Genomic DNA, 25708 nt, shown 5'->3' with positions numbered 1-25708 from the left:
TATGCCAAAACGTACTGATATAAAAAGTATTCTGATTATAGGATCAGGCCCTATCGTTATTGGACAAGCGTGTGAATTTGATTATTCTGGAACACAAGCTTGTAAAGCATTAAAAGAAGAAGGATATAAATTAATTTTAATTAATTCTAATCCAGCTACTATTATGACGGATCCGGACCTTGCCGATATCACATATATTGAACCTATTACATGTGAAACAATTACTAAAATTATAATAAAAGAAAAACCAGATGCAATTTTACCTACTATGGGTGGACAAACAGCTTTAAATTGCATATTGCAATTATATGAAACAAAGATTTTAACTAAATATAACGTTCAAATTATTGGTGTTACTATTAAAGCCATTCATCGTGCTGAAAATAGAAATATTTTTAACAAGATTATACAACAAATAGGTTTAAATATAGCTGAATCTTATACAGTACATAATTTACGAGAAGCATTAGATGTTGTAAAAAAAATAGGTTATCCATGCATTATACGTCCTTCTTATACTATGGGTGGTTCTGGTGGTGGTATAGCATATAATTTGCAAGAATTTACGGATATTTGTACACAAGGAATAATATTATCGCCTATTCATGAATTAATAATTGATGAATCTTTAATAGGTTGGAAGGAATATGAATTAGAAATGATAAGAGATGCACATGGTAATTGCATCGTTATATGCTCTATTGAAAATATTGATCCTATGGGCATACATACTGGTGATTCCATTACAGTAGCACCTGCACAAACTTTATCTGATAAAGAATATCAAATTATGCGTAATGCTGCTATTAGCATTATAAAAAACATTGGTATTAATTCAGGAGGAGCTAATGTACAATTTGCAGTTAATCCTATAACAGGTAAATTAGTTGTTATTGAAATGAACCCTCGTGTATCACGTTCTTCTGCACTTGCTTCTAAAGCAACAGGATTTCCTATAGCAAAAATTTCTGCAAAATTATCTATTGGTTATACATTAGATGAATTAAATAATGATATTACCAATAATAAAATATCTGCTGCATTTGAACCTTCTATAGATTATGTGGTGGTAAAAATACCAAAATTTAATTTTGAAAAGTTTCATGAAACCAATCATAGATTATCTACACAAATGAAATCTGTAGGTGAAGTTATGGCTATTGGCACTAACTTTCAGGAAGCTTTACAAAAAGCCTTATGCAGTTTAGATAATAATATTAGTGGTTTTGATCCAAAAGTTCTTATACAAAATAATGCAAATACTAAAAAAATTATATATGAATTATCTTATGCTGGTCCAAATAGAATACAATTTATTGCTGATGCTTTTAGATTTGGTATAACGTTAATGAAAATACATCAATTATCCAAAATTGATGTATGGTTTTTATATCAAATACAAGATTTAATCAACATTGAACAAAAAGTGCTTAAATTAGGAATTAAGGGTTTAGAAAATACACAGTTCTTTCGCTTTCTAAAACAAAAAGGTTTTTCTGATATGAGAATTGCTAAGTTAGTACATACATGTGAAAAAAATATTAGAACCTTAAGATATAATAAAAAAATTTATCCTGTATATAAAAGAGTAGATACATGTGCAGCAGAATTTGATACTAATACAGCATATATATATTCTACTTATAGTTCTGAATGTGAAGCTTATGTAACTCATAATCCAAAAAAAATCATTATTTTAGGTAGCGGACCAAATAGAATCGGACAAGGTATTGAATTTGACTATTGTTGTGTACATGCTGCTTTAGCATTACGAGAAAAAAATTTTGAAACAATTATGGTTAATTGTAATCCTGAAACTGTATCAACAGACTATGATATTTCTGATAAATTATATTTTGAACCATTAAATATAGAAAAAATATTAGATATTATTAATATTGAAAAACCTCAAGGTGTTATTGTACAATATGGCGGGCAAACACCGTTAAATATTGCGAAATATCTTGCTCAAGAAGGAGTTAATATTTTAGGAACTACACCTAATAATATAGACATAGCAGAAAATAGAGATAAATTTAAAAATATTATTCATAGTTTAAAATTACAACAACCAACAAATTATATTGTACATAATCTTAAAAATGCTCTTATACAATCTGATATTATTGGTTATCCTGTAATAGTTAGGCCATCATATGTATTAGGTGGACAAGCAATGCAAATTGTATATAATAAAAAAGAATTAAAACAATATTTTTTACAAAACATTACTCAGCATACTGAAGTTTTGTTAGATAAATTTTTAGATAATGCCATAGAAATAGATGTTGATGCTATTTGTGATGGTAATGATGTTTTTATCGGCGGCATTATGGAACATATTGAACAAGCTGGTATACATTCTGGTGATTCTGCTTGTGTTGTACCAACATATACTATAAATCAATCATTAATAAACAATATTAAACAACAAGTACGTAAAATATCTTATAAAATTAATATCTGTGGTTTAATTAATCTTCAGTTTGCTATAAAAAATAATCAAATATATTTAATAGAAGTCAATCCTCGTGCATCACGTACTATTCCTTTTCTTTCTAAAACGATTGGGGTCCCAATAGCAAAAATAGGCGCTTTAGTTATGGCTGGTTATACTTTAGCACAATTAAATATTACTCGAGAAATAATACCAAAATATTTTGCTATTAAAGAATCAATTCTACCTTTTAATAAATTTGATGGTGTTGATCCTATATTAGGCCCGGAAATGAAATCTACTGGTGAAATTATGGGTATTGGCATGACATTTGCAGAAGCTTTCTCTAAAATTATATTACATATGAATAATGATCTTTATAAGTTAAACAGTATTGTATTGTTATCCTTAAGTAATCAAGATAAAAAATATAGCTTAGTTTTAACAAAACAGTTAATTAAACATGGTTATACAATTGAAGCTACTCCAGGTACTGCAAAAATATTACAACAAAATAATATACCTGTTATGGTAGTGCATGATAATATATCTAAAAATATTATTAATAATATTAAAAATAGACGATATAATTATATTATTATTACTGCTTTAAGTCCAAAATCTATACAAAAATCTAAAATAATACGTATTACAGCTTTGCAAAATAATGTTTACTTTAATACTACTATTCAAAGTGCGTTTGCTACAATTACATCTATTGTCAGTAATTATACAAAAAATAAAATATATGCATTACAAGAACTACATAAAACATTCAATATATATTAATTAGAAATCAAATATAGTAATTTATTATATAGAAATTAGTGTTTTATAAAACATCCATTAATATACTAAATATTATTTTTTAATTATATAAAAAATAATATTTTTTATATAATTAAAAAATAACATATGAAAACTATATTAAAATTTATTCCATTAGATCATTGGATTTTAATTATTGTTAAAGGTAAAGATAGTAAAAAATTTTTACAACATCAACTTACTATTAATATTAATCATTTAACAGACCAAAAAAATTTTTTATATTCTTGTCATTGCAATTCAAAAGGTAGACTATTAACTAATATGCAAATTTTTAAATATAAACATAATCATTATGGTTATATAATTAGGAAAAATATAGCTAAAATATATTTAAATAGTATAAAAAAATATATTTTTTTGTATGATATACAGATTTTATGTTCTACTAAATCATTAGTCGGCATATATGCTGATAATAATACTACTCGAAATTTTTTATTAAAAGTTTTACAAAACTCAAATGCTTTTATACATAAAACTTCTTTATTTATTGATAAAGAGAATATCGTATTAAAAATACGTACTATATCACATAATAAATATTTTACAATTATTATTGTAAATAATATAAATAATATATCTTCATATATTAAATATCATAAAATTTCTCTTGCATATAATTATGATATAAAATTATTTTGTCAAATGGGTTATCCTATTATTGATAAACATAATTTTGCAAAATTTATTCCACAAGAAATTAATATGTATAAATTCCATGCTATAGATTTACATAAAGGATGTTATATAGGACAAGAAATCATAAATAAAATTTATATGGCTAATCATAATTATAATAATAACAAACTTTTTAGTATAAAAATAAAAATAGAAAATATTATACCTATGATTAACGATAGATTAATAATTACCAGCCAACATAAATTAACAAACAAACATCATATAATCAATGGTTATATTTTAGCTATATATTATTCTACTTATAATCGATATTGTTTAATACAAATTATGGCTAAAATGACCATTATGCATAATGTTAATATCAAGATATTAAGAGAACATAAAAGTTATGCTTTATACATACAAAAATGATATTTTTATATTATAAAATTTTTAGTTTATATAAATCATTTAATCATGCCCGAAGGCGGAATTGAACCACCGACACGGGGATTTTCAGTCCACTGCTCTACCAACTGAGCTATTCGGGCGATGCAAAGCTACATTGTTATTATCATAACAAAAAATACTATTTTTCGTCAATATGTTTTTTATTATCATTAAATCATAAAATGAATAATTATAAAATTTATTATGATAGATATTACAATAATTAGTATTCCAGGTATTAAAAATGGATGATTAAATATATATTTACCTATTTTAGTAGAACCAGTATCATCTATTTCAACTGCATATAAAATAGTAGGATATGTTGGCAAGATAAATACTCCTGCAACGGCTGTAAAAATACTAATAATAGTTTTTACAGGCACACCTAAAATAATTAAGTAGGGAATAATTGCTCTTGTAGTAACTGCTTGTGAGTAACATAATGATGTGATAAAAAGTAACGTAATTACTAATATAATAGGTTTATATGGTATAATATATAAAATATATAGTTTTATAATATTCATATGTGCATGTATAAATGTATCGCTAAACCACGCAACTCCAATAATACATATACAAGCTTCTATGCCCATTTGAAAAATTTTAGTTTGTGTTATTTTTTTGATATTCGTTTGACAAACTAAATGTATTACTAATGATATAGTTAACATAAATAATATTATAGATTCAGTTCTAGGAATACTATTATTTATATTATAAATATTACATAAAACATTATATATCAAAATAGTACCAAGACCAATACAAAATAATATAAAAGAATACTTACCTTTTATACTAAATAATTTTTTTTTTTCAATATCATTATATGAAGTAATATTAGTCACATCATATTTATGATTAAAATTATACCAAATACTAGTAAATAATGAAGTTAACAAAACAGCTATAAAAGTTGAAGGGATAAAGATAGTCAATAAGATAAAATAATTAATACCAAATGGTTCTAATATTTTAGAAAAATATATAAAAGCAGCAGATATTGGTGAAGCAATAATAGCTACTTGTGATGCTACTACAGATATTGACAATGGATATACAGGTTGTATGTTATTTTTTTTAGAAATATGCATAATAACCGGGAAAATAGATAATGCCGTGTAACTAGTTCCTGTAATTAATGTGATAAAATATGTTATTATAGGAGCTACTATAATAATATACTTAGGTTGTTGTATTAGCAACTTATTTACATAATAAATTAAATAATTAATACCATCTGATAAATATAAAATAGAAATCATAATCGTTACAGATAATATAATTGCTATGACATCTAATGGAATACTACCAATTTTATGATTAAAACATAATGTTAATATTAAAACTCCTACACAACTAAATAATCCTAATCCTATACCTCCTGTTTTTTTACCTAAATAAATAATGATAATGAATATAATGCATTCAATAATAAACATTTTTTCCCTTTATGTAAAAACCAGTAATATATTTATTATATTTCACAAATAATATTAATAAATAATATTTTTTATAAAAATAATATGCGTTAAAATAAAAATTTTATTTGTAAAGACTTGAAACAGTGTATATCTGTCCTCATCTCTTGGACACGTTACTTAGTAAAACATTATATTTTTATATTAAAATAATTACGTAGTTATGATAGGAGAATACCTAAAAATGAATATTCGTCCATTGCATGATCGTGTTATTGTTAAACGTCAAGAAGTTGAATCTAAATCAGCAGGTGGTATTGTTTTAACGGGTACTGCTGCTGGTAAATCTACTCGTGGTGTAGTATTAGCCGTAGGGAAAGGACGCATATTAGATAATGGTACTGTTAAACCTTTGGATGTAAAAAAAGGTGATGTAGTAATATTTAATGATGGTTATAGTGTTAAAACTGAAAAAATTGATAATGATGAAGTTTTAATAATGTCTGAAAGTGATATTTTAGCTATTGTGAAGTAGTAATATAAAAGATTATGATAAATAACATTTAAAGTTTATTTACCTTCATATTAATGTTAATTTAAGGATATATCAAATGTCAGCGAAAGATGTAAAATTTGGTAATGATGCCCGTGTTAAAATGTTACGTGGTGTGAACATATTAGCAGATGCCGTGAAAATTACTTTAGGTCCTAAAGGACGTAATGTAGTTTTAGATAAGTCTTTTGGTGCTCCTGCTATTACTAAAGATGGTGTGACTGTAGCAAGGGAAATTGAATTAGAAGATAAGTTTGAAAATATGGGCGCTCAAATGGTAAAAGAGGTAGCGTCTAAAGCTAATGATGCAGCAGGTGATGGCACAACTACTGCTAGTGTTTTAGCACAAGCTATTGTTACAGAGGGTTTAAAAGCTGTTGCAGCTGGTATGAATCCTATGGATTTAAAAAGGGGTATTGATAAAGCTGTTATTGCTGCTGTAGAAGAATTAAAAGTATTATCTGTGCCTTGTTCTGATTCTAAATCTATAGCGCAAGTAGGTACTATTTCAGCTAATGCTGATGAAACTGTTGGTGATTTAATTGCGCAAGCTATGGGTAAAGTAGGTAAAGAAGGTGTAATTACGGTTGAAGAAGGTAGTGGTTTACAAGATGAATTAGATGTTGTAGAAGGAATGCAGTTTGATAGAGGGTATTTATCACCGTATTTTATTAACAAAGCTGAATCTGGTACTGTAGAGTTAGAACATCCATATATATTATTGGTAGATAAAAAGTTATCAAATATACGTGAAATGTTACCTATATTAGAAACCGTTGCAAAATCTAGCAAATCTCTATTAATTATTGCTGAAGACGTGGATGGAGAAGCTTTAGCAACTTTAGTAGTTAATACTATGCGTGGTATTGTAAAAGTTGCAGCTGTGAAGGCTCCTGGTTTTGGTGATCGTCGTAAAGCAATGTTACAAGATATTGCYATTCTCACAGGTGGTAATGTTATTTCTGAAGAAATAGGATTAGAATTAGAAAAAACAACATTAGATGATTTAGGCCAAGCTAAACGTATTGTGATTAATAAAGATACTACAACTATTATTGATGGAATGGGCAAACAAGCTGATATTTCTGGCCGAGTATTACAAATTAGACAACAAATAGATGAAGCTACATCTGATTATGATCGTGAAAAATTACAAGAAAGAGTAGCAAAATTAGCTGGTGGTGTAGCAGTATTAAAAGTTGGTGCAGCTACAGAAGTAGAAATGAAAGAAAAAAAAGCGCGTGTAGAAGATGCATTGCATGCGACTAGAGCAGCTGTTGAAGAAGGAGTAGTTGCAGGTGGTGGTGTTGCTTTAGTACGTGTTGCAGCAAAATTAGTACATCTTACAGGACAAAATGAAGATCAAAATATGGGCATTAAAGTAGCTTTAAGAGCTATGGAAGCGCCATTACGTCAGATAGTATCTAATTCTGGTGAAGAACCTTCTGTTGTAGCTAATAATGTTAAAGATGGTCATGGTAATTATGGTTATAATGCAGCTAGTGAAGAATATGGTGATATGATTAAATTTGGTATTTTAGATCCTACTAAAGTAACAAGATCAGCATTACAATATTCTGCTTCTGTTGCAGGATTAATGATTACAACTGAATGTATGATTACTGATTTGCCAAAAGATGAAAAATCAGAAATAAATAATACTCCTCCAGGAAGTGGTATGGGTGGTGGTATGGGTGGTATGATGTAATATATATTACATCATTTTTACGATATTAAATAAATATTTATAATGATTGATATAATGATAAGAACTGTGTTTTGTATAATGAACACAGTTCTTATCTGTGTTATGAAATAAATTTTGTTAGACATATATGTATTTTCATTATTTAAATTTAGTACTAAAATATTTTAGTAATATTAGTCATACATTATTAATATAGTATTTAATATTTATAATAATTATGTTTATAGTCTGGTGCTTTATCTAAGATATTTTGATCTTATTATATTGTATTTATTACGATGGTCATACTTTTAAAATATAATAATTATTACTTTATATTTATATGAATAATTTTAATGTGATATGGCTTATAACTTATTATATAAATGATAACGTTATTTCCCTCGCAAAATTTTCAATATAATAAATTAGATACCTTATATATATAATAAAAAAATTAAATATTATTTTATATATTTATTATAAATATAATATATTTTGCTAATATAAATAATTTATGTACATAAAATATCAATAATAATATTTTAATTTATATAAATAATTTTTATAATAGTATAATAACTATGAATATTTAATAAAAAAATTATATTTTTGATCATTACTATATGTAGTATATACATATAGTAATATATGTATATATAAAAAATATATATGAGAAAAGAATATAATGACACATTATTTTGGTAATAATTTTAAAGTGGGAATGAAGTTTATATTTGCACAACAACCATATATAATTGAAAAAAATGAATTTGTAAAACCTGGTAAAGGACAAGCTTTTGTTAGAATCAAAATGAGAAATTTAATTAATGAAAAACTTATTCATAAAACTTTTAAAGCAACTTATATTTTAAATACAGCTGATATTTTTGAAAATAAATTTATTTATTTATATGATGAAAATCATACTTTTTATTATTTTATGTCTAATAAAAATTTTGAACAAGTTATACTATCTAAAAACATTGTACAAAACAAATATAAATGGTTATTACCACAATGTTATTATTATATTACTTTTTGGAATTCACAGCCTATATTTTTAACTTTACCTAAACATATTACACTTAGTGTATTACATACTCAGACTATTAATAAAAAACATACCATTAATAATGGTACAAAACAAGCTAAATTAAGTAATGGTTTACTTATAAAAGTACCTCATTTTATCAATACTGGAGATATGATTATTATAGATATAAAACATATTATATATGTTTCAAAAGCCAAATATTAAATAAAAAGTTTTTGTATAAATATTAATCTTAAAACTTTTTTAATATAATTATGATTGTTTGCTGTAATTATCATATTAGATAATATTATAATCATTGATTAATTAAAATAAAAAACATTATGATTAATATTATTTATATTTATAAATATATGTTATAAAATTTGTTCATGCTATTATTTATAATATTATAAAAAGTATTAGTTTATAAATAAAAATTTTATTATATACAGTTATTTATATGTATTTTTTATACCAATAAAAATAGTTAAAAAAATTAAATTTTATAATATAAAATACAGTAATATATAAGGATTATTATAATATGTTTATATGGATAGATTTAGAAATGACTGGTTTAAATCTTAATATAGATCGTATTTTAGAAATTGCAGTTGTTATTACTGATATTAATTTAAAAATACTTTATCCAGGTATTACTTATATTATATATCAAAAAGATAAAATTTTAAATCATATGAATTCATGGAATTATCATATGCATGCAAATAATGGTTTAATTGATAAAGTTAAACACAGTACACTAAATGAACTACAAATAGAAATTTTGTTATTAAATTTTTTAAAAATGCATATCCCACCAAACACATCACCAATGTGTGGTAATAGTATATATCAAGATAGAAGATTTTTATCAAAATATATGCCTTRTTTGGAAAAATACTTTCATTATCGTAATGTTGATGTTAGTTCTTTTAAAGAAATTATTAAACAATGGTATCCGGATGTTTTTATAAAATTTAAAAAAAAACAACAACATAGAGCTATAGATGATATATATGAATCTATAAGAGAATTACAATTTTATAAAAAATTTATTTTTAAATAAATAAAAAATATTGACAATAACATATAGATGATTTTATGATAGACCGTATAGCTTTATATTATATAGCTTTATATTGTATAAAATATATTATGCGGGAATAGCTCAGTATGGTAGAGCACAACCTTGCCATGGTTGGGGTCGCGAGTTCGAATCTCGTTTCCCGCTAACATTTATAATTACAATATATAACAAAAATAAATGATTTATATATGTCTTCTATTAAAATTTTATCTTCAGAAATTATTAATAAAATTGCTGCTGGTGAAGTCATAAAACGACCGGCTTCTATTATAAAAGAACTGATAGAAAATAGTATTGATGCAAAATCTTCATATATTAAAATTAATGTTGAAAGAGGAGGTCTAAAAACTATTAAAGTATATGATAATGGTATTGGTATGAATAAAGATGATTTATTATTATGTTTACAGAAATATACAACTAGTAAAATTAAAAATATTGATGATTTAGATAATATTTATACATTAGGCTTCCGTGGTGAAGCATTAGCTAGTATTAGAACAGTATCGCAAATAGAAATACGATCAAATATTTGTACACAGTTAGTAGGTTGGAAATTATATACTCAAGATGTTGGCAGTAACAAAATTTTTATCAATCCTATTGCACATCCACAAGGCACAACTGTACTAGTATCAAATTTATTTTTTAATATGCCGGTAAAAAAAATTTTTTTTTCTAATGAACAAATAGAATTTTTTCATATTAAAAATATTATTAAAGGTATCATTTTAATATCATTAGACACGCACATCATTTTTTATTATAATAACAAAATTATTTACAATTTTGAAAAGGTAACAAATAATTTATCTTATATAAAACGGATAAAAATAATTTGTGGAAAAGAATGTCTTTATAATCAATTAAATATATCTCACCAACTTCATAATATGAAATTATATGGTTTTTTAAGTTTGAATACAAAAAAATCTATAAAGTATATTTTTGTTAATAAAAGAATTATATATAATAAGTTTATTTCAAGAACTATTAAATCAGTGTTATTGCAAAATAATATTACAAATGAACAATATTCTTATGTTATATATTTAAATATTCAATCTAAAAATATAAATATTAATATTCATCCGCAAAAAACAGATATTTTATTCTATAATATAGAATATATATATGATTTAATCTTACAAAGTATATTAAAAATTATTACAAATAAAGAAAATTTAATTAATAAAAAAATTACATTAAAAAATACAACATATTTTACATCTCATGATTTAGAAAATGTATTTATTAATCAAAATATTAATCAGATAACAAAAAATGTTTCAACTAAAATTTCAAAAAAAAATCTTGTGTTTTTAGACACAAAACCTGTATATCATTTTAAAAATTTTGGTAAATTTTTATTAATTATAAATAATATTTATTTAATAATAGTACAAAAAAATAATTTATATAAATTAGTTATTAAAGATATAGTAGCATTATTATTTTATAATATTTTTAATAAAAATTTAATAGAAATTAATATTCGTAAACAATTGTACAATCCTATGATTACTATTCTATTGTCTAGTTATGAATATTTACTATTTACTAAAATTAAACAATATTTAGTGATGTTAGGGTTTATTTTTCAACAAAACAGTATTGTTTTATATCAAATAAATATTATTGCTTGTCCTATTTTTTTAATAAAAATTTCTGTAAAAAAAATACTTTTAGCTTTATTAGATTATATATCTACACAAACAATTTTTACTTGTAATACAATAAAATTTTGGATAATAAATTATATATATTATAATAATAAAATTTGGCAATATGATGATATTATTAATTTATTAGTAGAATATGAAATTTTAATGACTGATATTAGTATACATTTTATAAAAAAATTATTTTTACCAATTAAAATATGAATACACATATAAATAAAATAAATCCTATAGTTATTTTTTTAATGGGGACAACAGCATCTCATAAAACTGAAATTGCTATGAAATTAGCACATACATTACCGATAGAATTAATTAGTGTAGATGCTTCTTTAATTTATAAAGAAATGAATATTGGCACAGCTAAACCCAATAAAAATAATAAATTTTATTGTCAACATTGGTTAATTGATATTAGAGAACCATGCCAACAATATTCTGTTTACGAATTTTATCAAGATGCTATTCAGCTAATACATAATATTATTAAAAAAGGGAAAATACCATTATTAGTTGGTGGTACTATGTATTATTTTTATAGATTAATGTATTCTATTTCACCTATGATACCAAAATCTTCTATCCATATACAAAATTTAATTACAAAACAAATTATCAATAATAAATTTTATACACATTATGATATGTTAAATATTATAGATCCCATTTCTGCTAAAAAAATACATTATAATGATATAAGAAGGATTATGAGAGCATTAGAAATATTTTTTATAACAGGCAAAACATTAAGTACATTAATTAAAATTCCGAACTTAAATATACCATATCCTATACATCAATTTGCAATAACATATTATGATCAAACACAATTATTTAAAGCAATTCATAATAGAATTATTAATATGATTGAGTTAGGTTTTGAACAAGAAGTTAGATCGTTAATAAACAATAATGTTTTACAATATGACTATCCAGCTATGCGTTGTATTGGTTATAAACAAATGTTCCATTTTATTAAAAATAAAATTAATTTTCAAACTATGCTAAATGAAACTATATTAATGACAAAATATCTATCTAAAAAACAGATGACATGGTTAAAAAAATGGGATAATGTAACATGGTTAAATAGTTCTAATAAACATATGATATATAATACGATAGCCAAATTAGTAGATAAACAATTAATATAATAATTATTTTTTATTACATATTTATGTTATTAATAAATTTTATAAAAATAAAAATTTTATAAAAATAAAAATTTATGGTAATATATAAAATATTTTAGTTATTGCTAATAAATATTATGCAACAAGTAATTTTTGGTATACATCCGATAATAAATCTCTTAAAATATAATCCATTATCTTGCAAAAGGATCTTTATTTCTAAAAATCGGAAACATACTACACAGATTGCAGAATTATTTTACTATATAAAAAAATATGATATTACTACTAAAAAAGTATGTAAAACATGGTTGGACAAACAAACTAATAATCATGTTCATCAAGGTATAATAGCTTATATTACTCAAAAATTATATTATCATCAAAATCATATAACATCTTTATTAACAAAAATAACATCACCTTTAATTTTAATTTTAGATAATATTACTGATCCACATAATCTTGGTGCTTGCATAAGAAGTGCAGTTGCTGCTAAAGTTAATATCATTATTTTGCCAAAACATTCTTCTGCTAAAATAAATTCAGTGGTTACTAAAATTTCTTGTGGTGCAATACATATGATTCCTATCATTTATGTTAGTAACATTAATAATATAATTGTTTTATTAAAAAAATATAAAATTAATATTATAGGAGCTGATGGACATAGTAATACAATAATATATGATTATCATTTACAATATCCTATATGTTTAATTGTTGGTTCTGAAAATAAAGGTATACGTCAATCTATAAAAAAACAATGTGATATTTTATGTAAAATACCATTATCAGAAAAAATTAACTCATTAAATGTTTCAGTAGCCACTGGTATTTTTCTATTTGAAATTATAAGACAAAAAAATTTTAAATGAATATTACAAAGATTAATATATAAAAATGAGTGTATTTACTATACTCTTAAAGGATAATAAATATCTTAATTTTTTGTATAAAAATATAGAGAATAAAGCATGAAAAATATTTTATTATCTCATTTTATATTGCCTCCATTTAGTATCATAAAATATGAACATATGATACCTGCAGTTAATGATATTACTAGAAACTGTCGTAATGTAATTACAAATTTAATAAAAAAATATTCCGGTAAATATACTTGGGAAAATTTTTGCCAACCAATTTTAGAATTAAACGAATATTTAAATCGTATTATTTCTATTATTAATCATTTAAATTGTGTAACAAGTACTCCCGAATTACGTTTAATACATAATCAAATAACTCAAATAATTACAAATTATCACTTATGGTTCTTTCATAATAAAGAAATATACAATATATATTTAATAATTCAAAATAATATTATTATTAGTAATAAAATTCATTTTTTACAACAAACATCTATCAAAAATATATTACGTGATTTTAAATTATCTGGCATTCTTTTAACATATAAAGATTATCAAGTATATAAATATATTATAAAAAAATTATCGGTTTTACAAATTACATTTAATAATAATATTTTAGATAGCACAAATGATTGGCAATATTATACTACCGACAAAGATACATTAAAAGGTATACCTAAAAATATTATCGAGTCTTTTAAAGAAAAAGCAGCCAAATATATTCAAAAAAAAGGTTATCTTATAACTTTAGAAGAATCTATTTATATTAATATTATGATGTATAGTACTAATCATTATTTAAGAAAAAATATATATTATGCTTATACAACAAGAGCATCTAATATTAAAAATAGTAAATGGGATAATTTTCCTATTATTATACAAGAATTATCATTACGCTATAAATTAGCACAATTATTAGGCTATAATACTTATGCTATTAAATCTATAGATAATAAATCTGCAAAAAAAGTATGTCATGTTTTGCATTTTTTAAAACAATTAGTTCAATTAATTAAAATACCTGCAAAAAAAGAAGTACAAGATTTGAAATTATTTGTTAAAGAAAAATTTAATATTGTCAATATAAAACCTTGGGATGTAATGTTTTTCACTGAAAAATATAAGTCTTATTTATATAATATTGATTTTAATATTATTAAATCTTATTTCCCTATAAATGCAGTTATGGATGGCATGTTTAATTTATTATATAAAATATATGGTTTAATTTTTAAAAAAAAAATAGTCGATACTTGGAATAATAAAGTTATGTTTTTTAATGTATATAATACTCATCATAAATTATATGGTAGTATTTATTTTGATTTATATACACGTCCAGAAAAACAAAATGGTGCTTGGATGGATATTTACCAAAATAGAATGCTCAAACAAAATAGTGTGTTACAATATCCTATAGCATATGTCAATTGTAATTTTATATATACACATAAACATATATTATTAAATCATTATGATGTTATAACTTTATTTCATGAATGTGGACATGCTTTACATCATATTATGTCTGTAATTAATATTCCTAATATTTCTGGAATTAATGCCATTCCTTTAGATATAGTAGAATTTCCAAGTCAGTTTATGGAATATTGGTGTTGGGAACCAGAAATCATTGCATTAATTTCTCAACATTATAAAAGCAAGCAATCAATGCCAATGCATATGATTAAACAATTAGTTGCAACAAAAAAATATAACATATCTTTATCTATGATGAAACAAATAGAACTCAGTTTATTAGACATAATAATACATAATGAAAAATATGATAAAATCAATAAAGAAATTATTTTAAATTTAATTAAAATAATTAAAAAAGATATTGTTACAATTACACCTATGCCAAAATGGAACAAATTTTTAAATAGTTTTAGTCATATTTTTGGTAACGAATATGCTGCTGGTTATTATAGTTATTTATGGTCAGAACAAATAGCAACAGATATATTTGATTATTTTAAACAAAATGGATTAATAAATCCTGTTATAGGTAAGAAGTTTATAAAAGAAATTTTATCTACAGGTAATTCAGAAAACATTTTAAAGGTTTTTAAAAAATTTCGTGGACGTAACATAAATATACAGTCTTTATTAAAATATAAAGGTATATCAAAATAAACATGATATCTTTAGCATAAAGCTTATAATAGTGATTAATATAAATATAAATTTATGAAAAATATTAGAAATTTTTCTATTATTGCACATATAGATCATGGTAAAACAACATTATCAGATCGTTTAATAGAATTATGTAATGGTTTATCCAAATATGAAATGAAATCTCAAGTATTAGATACGATGGAATTAGAAAAAGAAAGAGGTATTACTATTAAAGCACAAAGTGTGACTTTATACTATCACTTACACAATAAAAATTATACATTAAATTTTATTGATACGCCAGGACATGTTGATTTTTCTTATGAAGTTTCTCGTTCTCTTGCTGCTTGTGAAGGTGCTTTATTACTAATTGATGCTGGTCAAGGTATTGAAGCACAAACTTTATCAAATTATAATATAGCCATTAATATGGGATTAACTGTTATACCTATCATTAATAAAATTGATTTATTAACTGTAGATATAAATAAAATTGAGATGGAAATAGAAGAAATTATAGGCAATATAACACAACCGCCATACTTAAAATGTTCTGCAAAAACAGGTTTAGGTATAGAAAATATATTACATGAAATTATTAATAATATTCCGTGTCCTTCGGGTAATATATTGTCACCTGCACAAGCATTAATTATTGATTCTTGGTTTGATAATTATTTAGGTGTTATTGCATTAATTTGTATGAAAAATGGCATTATAGCTCAAAAAAATAAAATTATTATTATGAATACTAATAAAATATATTATGCAGAACAACTAGGTATTTTTACTCCTAAAAAGATAGTATTAAAACAATTATGTTGTGGAGATGTAGGTTGGATTGTATTAGGCACTAAAAATATTTTAGAAGTACCTATTGGAGGTACTATAACATTATGTTTACGAAGATCTTTACACATTTTACCAGGATTTAAAAAAAGTACTCCAAAAGTTTTTGCGGGATTGTTTCCTATAACAACAGATGATTATAAAATGTTTAGTAATGCATTAATGAAACTTAGTCTTAATGATGCATCTTTAACATTTGAACCAGAAAATTCTGAAATCTTAGGTTTTGGTTATAGATGTGGATTTTTAGGATTGCTGCATATGGAAATTATTCAACAACGCTTATTACGTGAATATAGTATAGAAATTATTATTACTACACCAACAGTAACATATCAAATTGAAACGAACAATAAACAAGTTATTTATGAAAATAATCCTGCAAAATTCCCACCATTATATCATATTCATAATATTAAAGAACCTATTGTAAAATGTAAAATATTTACTCCTATCAAATATATCGGGAATATTATAAAATTATGTATTAGTAAACATGGAATACAAATAAATATTGTTTATCATACTAAACATATTATGTTAGTATATGAAATACCTATGGCGGAAGTTATTGTAAATTTTTTTGACCAATTAAAATCTATTACTAAAGGATATGCTTCATTAGATTATTATTTTATTAAATTTAAAATTACTAATATTACATGTGTAAATATTTTGATTAACAAAAAACGTATTGATTCTTTRACAACTATCATATATAAAGAAAAAATAAATTCTTTTAGTCATATTTTAATAAATACAATTAAAAATTTAATTCCGAGACAACAATTTGATATTACAATACAAGCAGCTGTAGGTACTAAAATTATCGCTAGTACTTATATTAAACCGTTACGTAAAAATGTTATTGCTAAATGTTATGGAGGAGATATTAGTAGAAAAAAAAAATTAATTCAAAAACAAAAAATAGGTAAAAAACGTATGAAAAATATTGGAAATATTTTACTACCTTCATCTATATTTTTAGCAGTATTAAATATTAAAAAATAAACATACTTTATAGTAAAACATATCATGAATATATTTATAAAAATATTAACATATAGTCTATATATTATGGGTATTATTTGGATATATAATATTATATCCACTTTATATAACTTTTTTTTTAAAAAACATACAAGTTTGTATTATTATCGTTTAAATCACAAAAATAACTTTTGGCAAAAAGAGGTAAATTTATTTTTTATCATTGTTATATTATTTTTTTCTGTACGATTTTTTATATATGAACCATGTTATATCATGTCTGATTCTATGTTGCCTAACTTATTAATAGGCGATACTATTTTAGTAAATAAATTTATTTATGGAATACATAATCCTTTTAATAATAAATTGTTAATCCAAAATAAAATACCTCAGCGAGGTGATATTGTAGTTTTCCAATATCCTAAAAATAAAAAAATACATTTTATTAAAAGAATTATTGGAATACCAGGTGATAAAATCATTTATAATGAATATAGCAAGCAAATTATGCTATATACTATGAAAAAAGGACAATATCACTTAACATCTATTATAAAATATAATTTTTTATTATCTCCACACAATACGTTAAAACAACAAACATTTTTTAAAAATATTTTTAAAACATTAAAATTTTTAGAATACAAGGAAATAATAAATAAACGCGCACACATAATTTTATTGCTGCCAGAAATTATTAATGATCATTTAAAAACATATTATCATTTTCATAATACTTATTATTCTTGGATTATACCTCCAGAAAATTATTTTGTTATGGGAGATAATAGAGATGATAGTTATGATAGTCGTTATTGGGGTTTAATAAATAAAAAGGATATTTTAGGACAAGCACAATATGTTTTATTTAATATACATAAAGAACATAATAAATGGCCAATAGGAACTAGCTTAAACCGTATATTTAAAATTATTAACTAAGATAATGTTTTACATATAGATTTAAATATAATTTAATTATGATAAATAAATTACAAAAAAAAATAGGTTATATTTTCCAACACCAAAATTTGTTGTATCAAGCTTTAACACATCGTAGCGCTAGTAGTAAACATAATGAAAGATTAGAATTTTTAGGAGATTCTATTTTAAGTTACATTATAGCTAAAGCTTTATATAAACAATTTCCTAATGTTAATGAAGGTAATATGAGTCGTATGCGTGCAACACTAGTACGTGGAGATACTTTAGCAAGTATTGCAAGAGACTTTAAATTAGGTCGATATTTGTTTTTAGGTCCTGGAGAATTTAAAAATGGCGGTTATGATAGAGAATCTATACTAGCAGATACTATTGAAGCATTAATTGGTAGTATTTGTTTAGATAGTAATATTAAAATAGTAGAAAAAATTATTTTATATTGGTACAAATTCAGATTAAACAATATTATTCCTGGTCATAATCAAAAAGATCCTAAAACAAGATTGCAAGAATATTTACAAAGATCACATTTACCTTTACCATGTTATTTTATTATCCAAATTAATGGCGAGATACATAATCAACAATTTTTTATACAATGTAAAATTAATGGAATTTCTAAAATTATTATAGGAATTGGTTCTAGTCGTCGTAAAGCTGAACAATCTGCGGCTGAATATGCTTTAATACATTTAGGAATAGAAAAAAAATAAATTACTAATTTATTCTAAATAAGGAGCAAATTATTGGTACATAATAAATGTATGTATTATGGTCGTATAGTAATTATTGGACGTACAAATGTTGGTAAATCAACTTTAATAAATCAATTAATCAATAAAAAAATTTCTATTGTATCACATAAGATAAATACTACTCGTTCTAATATTATTGGTATATATCATAAACATAATTATCAAATAGAATATACAGATACTCCCGGTATTACTTATACTACTAATTATAAATATCTTATACAATTATTTAAGAATAATAAAAATAATTTTAATTATGTTTTATTAATGTTAGATCGTGATAAATGGGATTCAATAGAAGATAATATCATTAAGATTACATGTAATACTAATATTCCTACTATCATTATTATTAATAAAATTGATCTTATTAATCACAAAAAAATTCTATTGCCATATATACGTTATATACAACACAAAATAAGCTTTACTGAAATATTTATAATTTCTGCTAAAAAATTTTTATATGTAAGTCATATTAATCATTTTTTATGTAATAATTTGCCAAATAAAGAACATTTTTATCCATATCATACAATTACTAATCAAAATAATGTCTCGATAATAATTGAAATAATTAGAGAAAGTCTTTTATTTTATTTACATAAAGAAATACCATATAAAATAAATATTTATTTAAATGATATAATCAATATTAATAAAAATATTTTTCAGAAAATTACAGCAATACTTTTCATCCAAACAAACACACACAAAAAAATTATTATAGGACATCATGGACAAAAAATTAAATCAATTACTTTAAGAACGCAGAATAATATATGTATGTATTTTGATAAAAAAGTTATTGTAAATCTATATGTTAAACAGAAATGATATTTTTATGAGTAAAAAAATAATGAAAATTTTAGGATTAGGCATGGATATAGTACATGTTACACGTATTACAAAGATTATATTACGTTTCAATGATTTATTTGCAAAAAAAATTTTAACAACTAATGAAATATATCAGTATTATAAATGTTCAAATAAAAAAACATATTTTTTAGCAAAACATTTTGCGGCAAAAGAAGCAACTGTAAAAGCATTACATACAGGTTTCACTAAAGGTATTTTTTTTAAACATATTGAACTTAATCATGATAAATATGGTTGTCCAACAATAAAATTATATAATCAAGCATTACATATCATACAAACAAGGAAAAAATATTTTGAAACACATGTAACAATTACAGATGAAAAAGAATATGTTAGTGCGATCGTTATTATTTTATAAATATTTTGTTTAATAATATTATTCTTTATTTTTTGTATTTTTTAATTATATTATATGCATGTTGTATTTTTTGTGTTTTTCTTTTTGCTGCTTCTAATTCTTTTAAAGAATATTTCTGTGACATATATTTATCTGGATGATATTTACTCATTAATTTATAATATTTTTTTTTTATAATTAACATGCTATCATTTTGATTTACTTGTAATGTTTTATATGCTTGCATTAGTTCTGTAGTTGTATTTTTTGGAGAAAAATGATTATATTGATAATTATTTTTTTGTGAAAAGAAGTTTCTAGAATATATATTATCAAATATATTATTCATTTCATGATATGAAACATGTAATTCTCTAAAAATAATGCGTAATATTTGTTCTGTTTTTGGATCTAAGTAATGATTAGCATAAGCCAATTGTACTTGTATAAAAATAAATTTATGTAATAAGTTTTGTTGATCAATTAATTTATAATATAAACAGTTTAATTTATGAATTAATGGATAATCTATTTGTTTACCATGATTAAAATAATGTTGTGCTAAAATAATATCACGATCATTTAAATGTAATTGTTGCATTATATTTGTCGTAATAATAATATCTTTTTTAGTTACAAAGCCCTTAGATTTACTAATATAACCCATAACTTCAAAAGTTATTTGTATAAATGTTTTTTTATGATTAATTGTATAATTATTATTATACCATTCAGCATGTATAATAAAAAATTTATCAAATAAATATCCTATACTAGTATAAAATAATACATGTAAAAAATTACCACTAGTCATTAAACCAATAATAAAACCTATTAATCTCCCCCAATATGACATTATTATCCTCAATCTCATATTATATTAACAATAACTTTAATATTATAATCAATATTATATTTTAATGAAATTAAAATTCTTTATTTATATATAAAATTATATATGAAAAGTATTTTGTAAAAAAACTATTTAATATATTTATGAATAAAGTGTTAATATTAATATTGTTATTATTTAATTAAAAATATGTATTATAAAGCAATTATAATAAATTTTATATGTTAAAATAATGAATGTAAGATTATATATTTATATACTTGTTTAATTTTATAACATTATTATTAATTTAAATAAATACATACTATATACAATTTAATATACACATTACATTTATTTTACACTGCTGCAATAGCTAAATTTTATAGATTCCCATAAAAATATATGAAAATACTTTTTAAAAAAAAATATGGACAACATATTCTAAAAAATACTAATATAATTAAGAAAATTATTACTACAATTAACCCTATACAAAACAATTATTTTATTGAAATCGGTCCTGGTTTAGGTGCTTTAACTATACCTATGACTTATTACAATACTAATATTACATTAATTGAAATTGATCATCGTTTTGTAACTTTTTTAAAAAAACATCATATATTAAAAAATCTTTCTATAAATATTATTCATGATAATGTATTTAATATTGATTATGCCGTTTTATCAAAAAAAAAACACAAAAAAATACGTATATTTGGTAGTTTGCCATATAATATTTCTACTCAATTATTGTTTTTTCTATTACAATATAAAAAATATATTAAAGATATGAATTTCATTATGCAAAAAGAAGTAATACAGTGTTTAACAGCTAATCCAGGAGAAAAACATTATGGATGTTTAAGTATTATGTTGCAATTACATTATAAAATACAATCATTATTTGAAATACAAAACAATGATTTTTATCCTATTCCTAAAGTTATTTCTGGTATGATACATATTCAACCATATATTACTAAGTATTATGATTATAACAATATTATGATGTTACACAAAATTATTAAACAAGCATTTAGTATGAGAAGAAAAATTTTACGTAATAGTTTAAAAAATTTATTTACTATAGAAGATTTAAATCAGTTAGGTATTGATTATAAAATAAGAGCTGAAAATGTTTCTATTAAAGAATATTGTCAATTATCTGCAGTATTAGAATCAAATTATAAAAAAGGAAAAGTATAAACTAATGCAATTACTATCTCAAGTTTATATCAAAGTACATAGTATGTATATAGAATCACAATCTACTCCAGAACAGCATCGTTATGTTTTTGCATACACYATGAAAATACATAATATCAGTAAAAAAATCTTACAACTAATTAGTCGTTATTGGATAATAACTAATGGTAATGGTAAAACAACACAAATACATGGGGAAGGAGTAGCAGGTAAAAAACCATATATTAATCCAGGTAATAATTTTTATTATACTAGTGGTACTGTTTTAGAAACACCTATTGGTATTATGCAAGGACACTATATCATGGTTGATGAAAATAATGATGTATTTCATGTAGAAATACCTATTTTTCGTTTAGCCATTCAAACTTATATACATTAATATTGAAATAATATGACTACTTATCTTATTGGAGATCTTCATGGATGTTATAATGAATTAGTAAGTATGTTAAAAAAAATAAATTTTAACTATACTAAAGATATGTTATGGATAACAGGAGATATTATTGCCCGTGGCCCCGATTCAATAAAATTACTATATTTTTTATATGATATTCGCCATTCTATTAAATTAGTATTAGGTAATCACGATTTATATTTTATAGCTTTATCTGTAGGAATAAAACATAAATATAATTTATATGATCAAGAACTTTTATTTTTACTTAAACAACCACATATTTTAGATATTATTAACAACTGGTTAAAGTTCCAGCCATTAATACAATATAATATAAAAAAAAAATTTTTAATGACACATGCAGGCATTACGCCGCAATGGAATTCTCTAAAAATAGTATTAGCATCAGCACGAGAAGTAGAACAAATAATATCTAGTCATAATAGTAAAGAATTTTTTTCTTATTTATATCACTATCCACAAGTGACTGATTGGGACAATAATCAATTACAAGGTTTCCCAAGATATAGTTTCATTATTAATTCCTTTACTAATATGCGATATTGTTATTCTAATGGCACATTAGAAATGCTATCTAAAGATGTCCCAGAAAAAGTTACATCATTATTAAAACCATGGTTTTTAATGAACAATATTTTATACAAAAAGTATAAAATTTTTTTTGGACATTGGTCTACATTACAAGGAAAATATACGCCTAAAAATATCATTGGTTTAGATACTGGTTGTTGTTGGGGTCATAAATTAACATTATTTTCTTTAGAAGAGAAAAAGTTTTTTTATCTTAAATGTCATCATACATAATATGTATAAATTATCAGCAATTAATAAATATTTTTTATATAAATTTAAAAATAACTTTCAAAATTTAAGAGTAATATTTGCTGGACACAGCATAAATGCCTTGCCCATATATTTACAAACAAAAGACACAATTGTTTATACTGATCAATATGATTATTATTTATGGTTAAGTAAAATATTACATAAAAAAGTCTTTTTTAATATGATAAATATTCAAGTATATTATAATGTATTAATATTTTTTTGGACAAAAAATAAACGTGAGTCTGTTTTTTTATTCACAAAATCTGTTTGTAATTTACTATATAATAGTAGTATTTTTATCATAGGAAAAAATAATAGTGGTATTAATAGTATTAATAATATTAATACATTAAATATAATATTTCATAAAATCATTAGTGCTAGAAAATGTAGTATTTATCATGCTATTTATAAAGAAAAAATATCATTTAATATAAATGATTATTGGGAATTTTATATTTTTCAAAATAAAATAATTTATAATTTACCTGGTATGTTTAATAGTAATAAATTAGATTTAGGAAGTAAATTATTAATTACTACATTAAAATCTAATATGCAAGGGAATATATTAGATTTAGGTTGTGGTTCAGGTATTATCACAACAATACTATATGATAATATCAAAATAAATAAAACTAAATTATATGCAGTTGATAAAGATGCAAAAGCAATTTTGGCTTCGAAAAAAACATTATTAATAAATCATATTCATAATGTTAATATATTTCCTAGTAATTTATTTTCACACATAAACAATAAATTTGATCTAATTATTTCTAATCCACCATTTCATAATGGAAGACCTTACTCTTTAAATTGTATATATACTATTTTGTATAATTTTAAAAAATATTTAAAATATAAAGGTGAATTTAGATTTGTTGGACATAATTGTATACCATATAAAAAAATATTACATTCATTATTATTAAACTTTACTATTTTGTCTAAAAATAATAAATATACAGTATTTAGTCTTATAAATAACTAAATAATAATTTTATGTATAAATAAAAATATTATACATATAATTGAATGTTGTAATAATGTTTTTTATAAATATAAATATCGGTTGGAGGATAAAAGAATGATATTAGTAACACGTCCAGCACCACAATTTATTGCGCCAGCAGTATTGCCTAACGGTAATATTATTGAAAATTTTAATTTTTATCAATATACAGAAAATAAAATTACTGTAATATTTTTTTGGCCTTTAGATTTTACTTATGTATGTCCATCAGAAATTATTACATTTAACAAATATTATGATGAATTTGATAAAAGAAATGTGAAATTATTAGGCGTTTCTTGTGATTCGCAATATGTACATAAAGCATGGCGTAATACAGATATTAATCAAGGAGGAATAGGCCATATTAAGTTTATTATGATCTCAGATATAAAAAAAAATATACAACAACAATATGGTGTTGAACATCCTGATTTAAGTATTGCATTGAGAGCAACTTTTATTATTGATGAGAAACATATTATTAAACATCAAACAGTTAATGATTTGTTTTTTGGACGTAATATTCATGAAACTTTACGTATTATTGATGCTATTAAACATTATAAAAAATATGGTCAAGTTTGTCCTGCACAATGGACATCTGGGAAACATAGTATTATTCCTACAGAAGCAGGAATAAAAGATTATTTATCTCATAATTTAAAAGAATTAAATTAA

At 22.7% G+C, this 25708-nt stretch carries 22 protein-coding genes and 2 tRNA genes; 21 read left to right on the top strand and 3 right to left on the bottom strand.

Going from position 1 to position 25708, the window contains the following annotated elements; translation table 11 throughout:
- Position 1 precedes the first annotated feature (1 nt).
- Together carB and GJT87_RS00920 are read left to right on the top strand one after the other, a co-directional pair.
- Positions 2-3226 carry a carbamoyl-phosphate synthase large subunit gene (gene carB, locus GJT87_RS00925; RefSeq protein ID WP_168895555.1) on the top strand — a complete coding sequence of 1075 codons (3225 nt, stop codon included), beginning with the start codon at positions 2-4 and terminating at the stop codon, positions 3224-3226.
- A 126-nt stretch (positions 3227-3352) separates the two neighbouring features.
- On the top strand, positions 3353-4321 hold the full coding sequence (locus GJT87_RS00920) for a YgfZ family protein (protein WP_168895554.1): 969 nt from the start codon (positions 3353-3355) through the stop codon (positions 4319-4321).
- A 46-nt stretch (positions 4322-4367) separates the two neighbouring features.
- On the opposite strand, the gene GJT87_RS00915 is transcribed toward GJT87_RS00920, so the two are convergent.
- A tRNA-Phe gene (locus tag GJT87_RS00915) sits at positions 4368-4440 on the bottom strand.
- A gap of 69 nt (positions 4441-4509) precedes the next feature.
- Positions 4510-5787 carry an anaerobic C4-dicarboxylate transporter family protein gene (locus tag GJT87_RS00910; protein WP_168895553.1) on the bottom strand — a complete coding sequence of 426 codons (1278 nt, stop codon included), beginning with the start codon at positions 5785-5787 and terminating at the stop codon, positions 4510-4512.
- Between the two features lie 223 nt (positions 5788-6010).
- On the opposite strand from GJT87_RS00910, the gene GJT87_RS00905 reads away from it, so the two are divergent.
- The 14 genes from GJT87_RS00905 (at position 6011) to acpS (ending at position 20737) form a co-directional block, all read left to right on the top strand.
- Positions 6011-6301 carry a co-chaperone GroES gene (locus GJT87_RS00905; RefSeq protein WP_168895552.1) on the top strand — a complete coding sequence of 97 codons (291 nt, stop codon included), beginning with the start codon at positions 6011-6013 and terminating at the stop codon, positions 6299-6301.
- A 76-nt stretch (positions 6302-6377) separates the two neighbouring features.
- Positions 6378-8027, top strand: coding sequence for a chaperonin GroEL (gene groL / locus GJT87_RS00900; RefSeq protein ID WP_168895551.1), 1650 nt, complete (start codon positions 6378-6380; stop codon positions 8025-8027).
- 667 nt (positions 8028-8694) lie between these two features.
- On the top strand, positions 8695-9267 hold the full coding sequence (locus GJT87_RS00895) for an elongation factor P (protein ID WP_168895550.1): 573 nt from the start codon (positions 8695-8697) through the stop codon (positions 9265-9267).
- Positions 9268-9589: 322 nt separating this feature from the next.
- The gene (gene orn, locus GJT87_RS00890) at positions 9590-10114 is read left to right on the top strand and encodes an oligoribonuclease (RefSeq protein ID WP_168895549.1); all 525 of its coding nucleotides are present in this window, start codon (positions 9590-9592) and stop codon (positions 10112-10114) included.
- A gap of 91 nt (positions 10115-10205) precedes the next feature.
- Positions 10206-10279, top strand: a tRNA-Gly gene (locus GJT87_RS00885).
- A 44-nt stretch (positions 10280-10323) separates the two neighbouring features.
- Positions 10324-12021: a DNA mismatch repair endonuclease MutL gene (mutL, locus tag GJT87_RS00880; protein ID WP_168895548.1), complete on the top strand. Its 1698-nt coding sequence runs from the start codon at positions 10324-10326 to the stop codon at positions 12019-12021.
- Positions 12018-12971, top strand: a complete 954-nt coding sequence (gene miaA / locus GJT87_RS00875; protein ID WP_168895547.1) for a tRNA (adenosine(37)-N6)-dimethylallyltransferase MiaA — start codon at positions 12018-12020, stop codon at positions 12969-12971. The genes mutL and miaA overlap by 4 nt, the downstream gene beginning before the upstream one ends.
- A 116-nt stretch (positions 12972-13087) precedes the next feature.
- Positions 13088-13828: a 23S rRNA (guanosine(2251)-2'-O)-methyltransferase RlmB gene (gene rlmB, locus GJT87_RS00870; RefSeq protein WP_168895546.1), complete on the top strand. Its 741-nt coding sequence runs from the start codon at positions 13088-13090 to the stop codon at positions 13826-13828.
- A gap of 99 nt (positions 13829-13927) precedes the next feature.
- Complete coding sequence (locus GJT87_RS00865; protein WP_168895545.1) at positions 13928-15970, top strand: M3 family metallopeptidase; 2043 nt, start codon at positions 13928-13930, stop codon at positions 15968-15970.
- Positions 15971-16024: 54 nt separating this feature from the next.
- Positions 16025-17815, top strand: coding sequence for a translation elongation factor 4 (lepA, locus tag GJT87_RS00860; RefSeq protein WP_168895544.1), 1791 nt, complete (start codon positions 16025-16027; stop codon positions 17813-17815).
- Between the two features lie 24 nt (positions 17816-17839).
- Positions 17840-18739 (top strand): signal peptidase I, encoded by a 900-nt coding sequence (gene lepB, locus GJT87_RS00855; RefSeq protein ID WP_168895543.1) that lies wholly within the window; start codon positions 17840-17842, stop codon positions 18737-18739.
- A 38-nt stretch (positions 18740-18777) separates the two neighbouring features.
- Positions 18778-19452, top strand: a complete 675-nt coding sequence (rnc, locus tag GJT87_RS00850) for a ribonuclease III (protein ID WP_168895542.1) — start codon at positions 18778-18780, stop codon at positions 19450-19452.
- Positions 19453-19485: 33 nt separating this feature from the next.
- Complete coding sequence (gene era / locus GJT87_RS00845) at positions 19486-20331, top strand: GTPase Era (RefSeq protein WP_168895541.1); 846 nt, start codon at positions 19486-19488, stop codon at positions 20329-20331.
- A complete protein-coding gene (acpS, locus tag GJT87_RS00840; protein ID WP_168895540.1) occupies positions 20315-20737 on the top strand; it encodes a holo-ACP synthase in 423 nt (140 codons plus the stop codon). The genes era and acpS overlap by 17 nt, the downstream gene beginning before the upstream one ends.
- A 25-nt stretch (positions 20738-20762) precedes the next feature.
- Here acpS and djlA read toward each other — a convergent pair whose 3' ends face one another.
- The gene (djlA, locus tag GJT87_RS00835) at positions 20763-21572 is read right to left on the bottom strand and encodes a co-chaperone DjlA (protein WP_168895539.1); all 810 of its coding nucleotides are present in this window, start codon (positions 21570-21572) and stop codon (positions 20763-20765) included.
- Positions 21573-21953: 381 nt separating this feature from the next.
- Here djlA and rsmA point away from each other — a divergent pair, with 381 nt between their 5' ends.
- The 5 genes from rsmA (at position 21954) to GJT87_RS00810 (ending at position 25708) form a co-directional block, all read left to right on the top strand.
- The gene (gene rsmA / locus GJT87_RS00830; protein WP_168895538.1) at positions 21954-22760 is read left to right on the top strand and encodes a 16S rRNA (adenine(1518)-N(6)/adenine(1519)-N(6))-dimethyltransferase RsmA; all 807 of its coding nucleotides are present in this window, start codon (positions 21954-21956) and stop codon (positions 22758-22760) included.
- A gap of 4 nt (positions 22761-22764) precedes the next feature.
- Entirely contained in the window at positions 22765-23142 is a 378-nt protein-coding gene (gene apaG, locus GJT87_RS00825) for a Co2+/Mg2+ efflux protein ApaG (protein WP_168895537.1), read from the top strand.
- 12 nt (positions 23143-23154) lie between these two features.
- Complete coding sequence (locus GJT87_RS00820; RefSeq protein ID WP_168895536.1) at positions 23155-23988, top strand: symmetrical bis(5'-nucleosyl)-tetraphosphatase; 834 nt, start codon at positions 23155-23157, stop codon at positions 23986-23988.
- A gap of 1 nt (position 23989) precedes the next feature.
- Positions 23990-25006, top strand: a complete 1017-nt coding sequence (locus GJT87_RS00815) for a methyltransferase (RefSeq protein ID WP_168895535.1) — start codon at positions 23990-23992, stop codon at positions 25004-25006.
- A 96-nt stretch (positions 25007-25102) separates the two neighbouring features.
- Complete coding sequence (locus tag GJT87_RS00810) at positions 25103-25708, top strand: peroxiredoxin (protein WP_168895534.1); 606 nt, start codon at positions 25103-25105, stop codon at positions 25706-25708.

This window comes from Enterobacteriaceae endosymbiont of Macroplea mutica (assembly GCF_012571345.1).
Lineage (GTDB): Bacteria > Pseudomonadota > Gammaproteobacteria > Enterobacterales > Enterobacteriaceae.
This window is presented reverse-complemented; position numbering and strand designations above follow the sequence as displayed.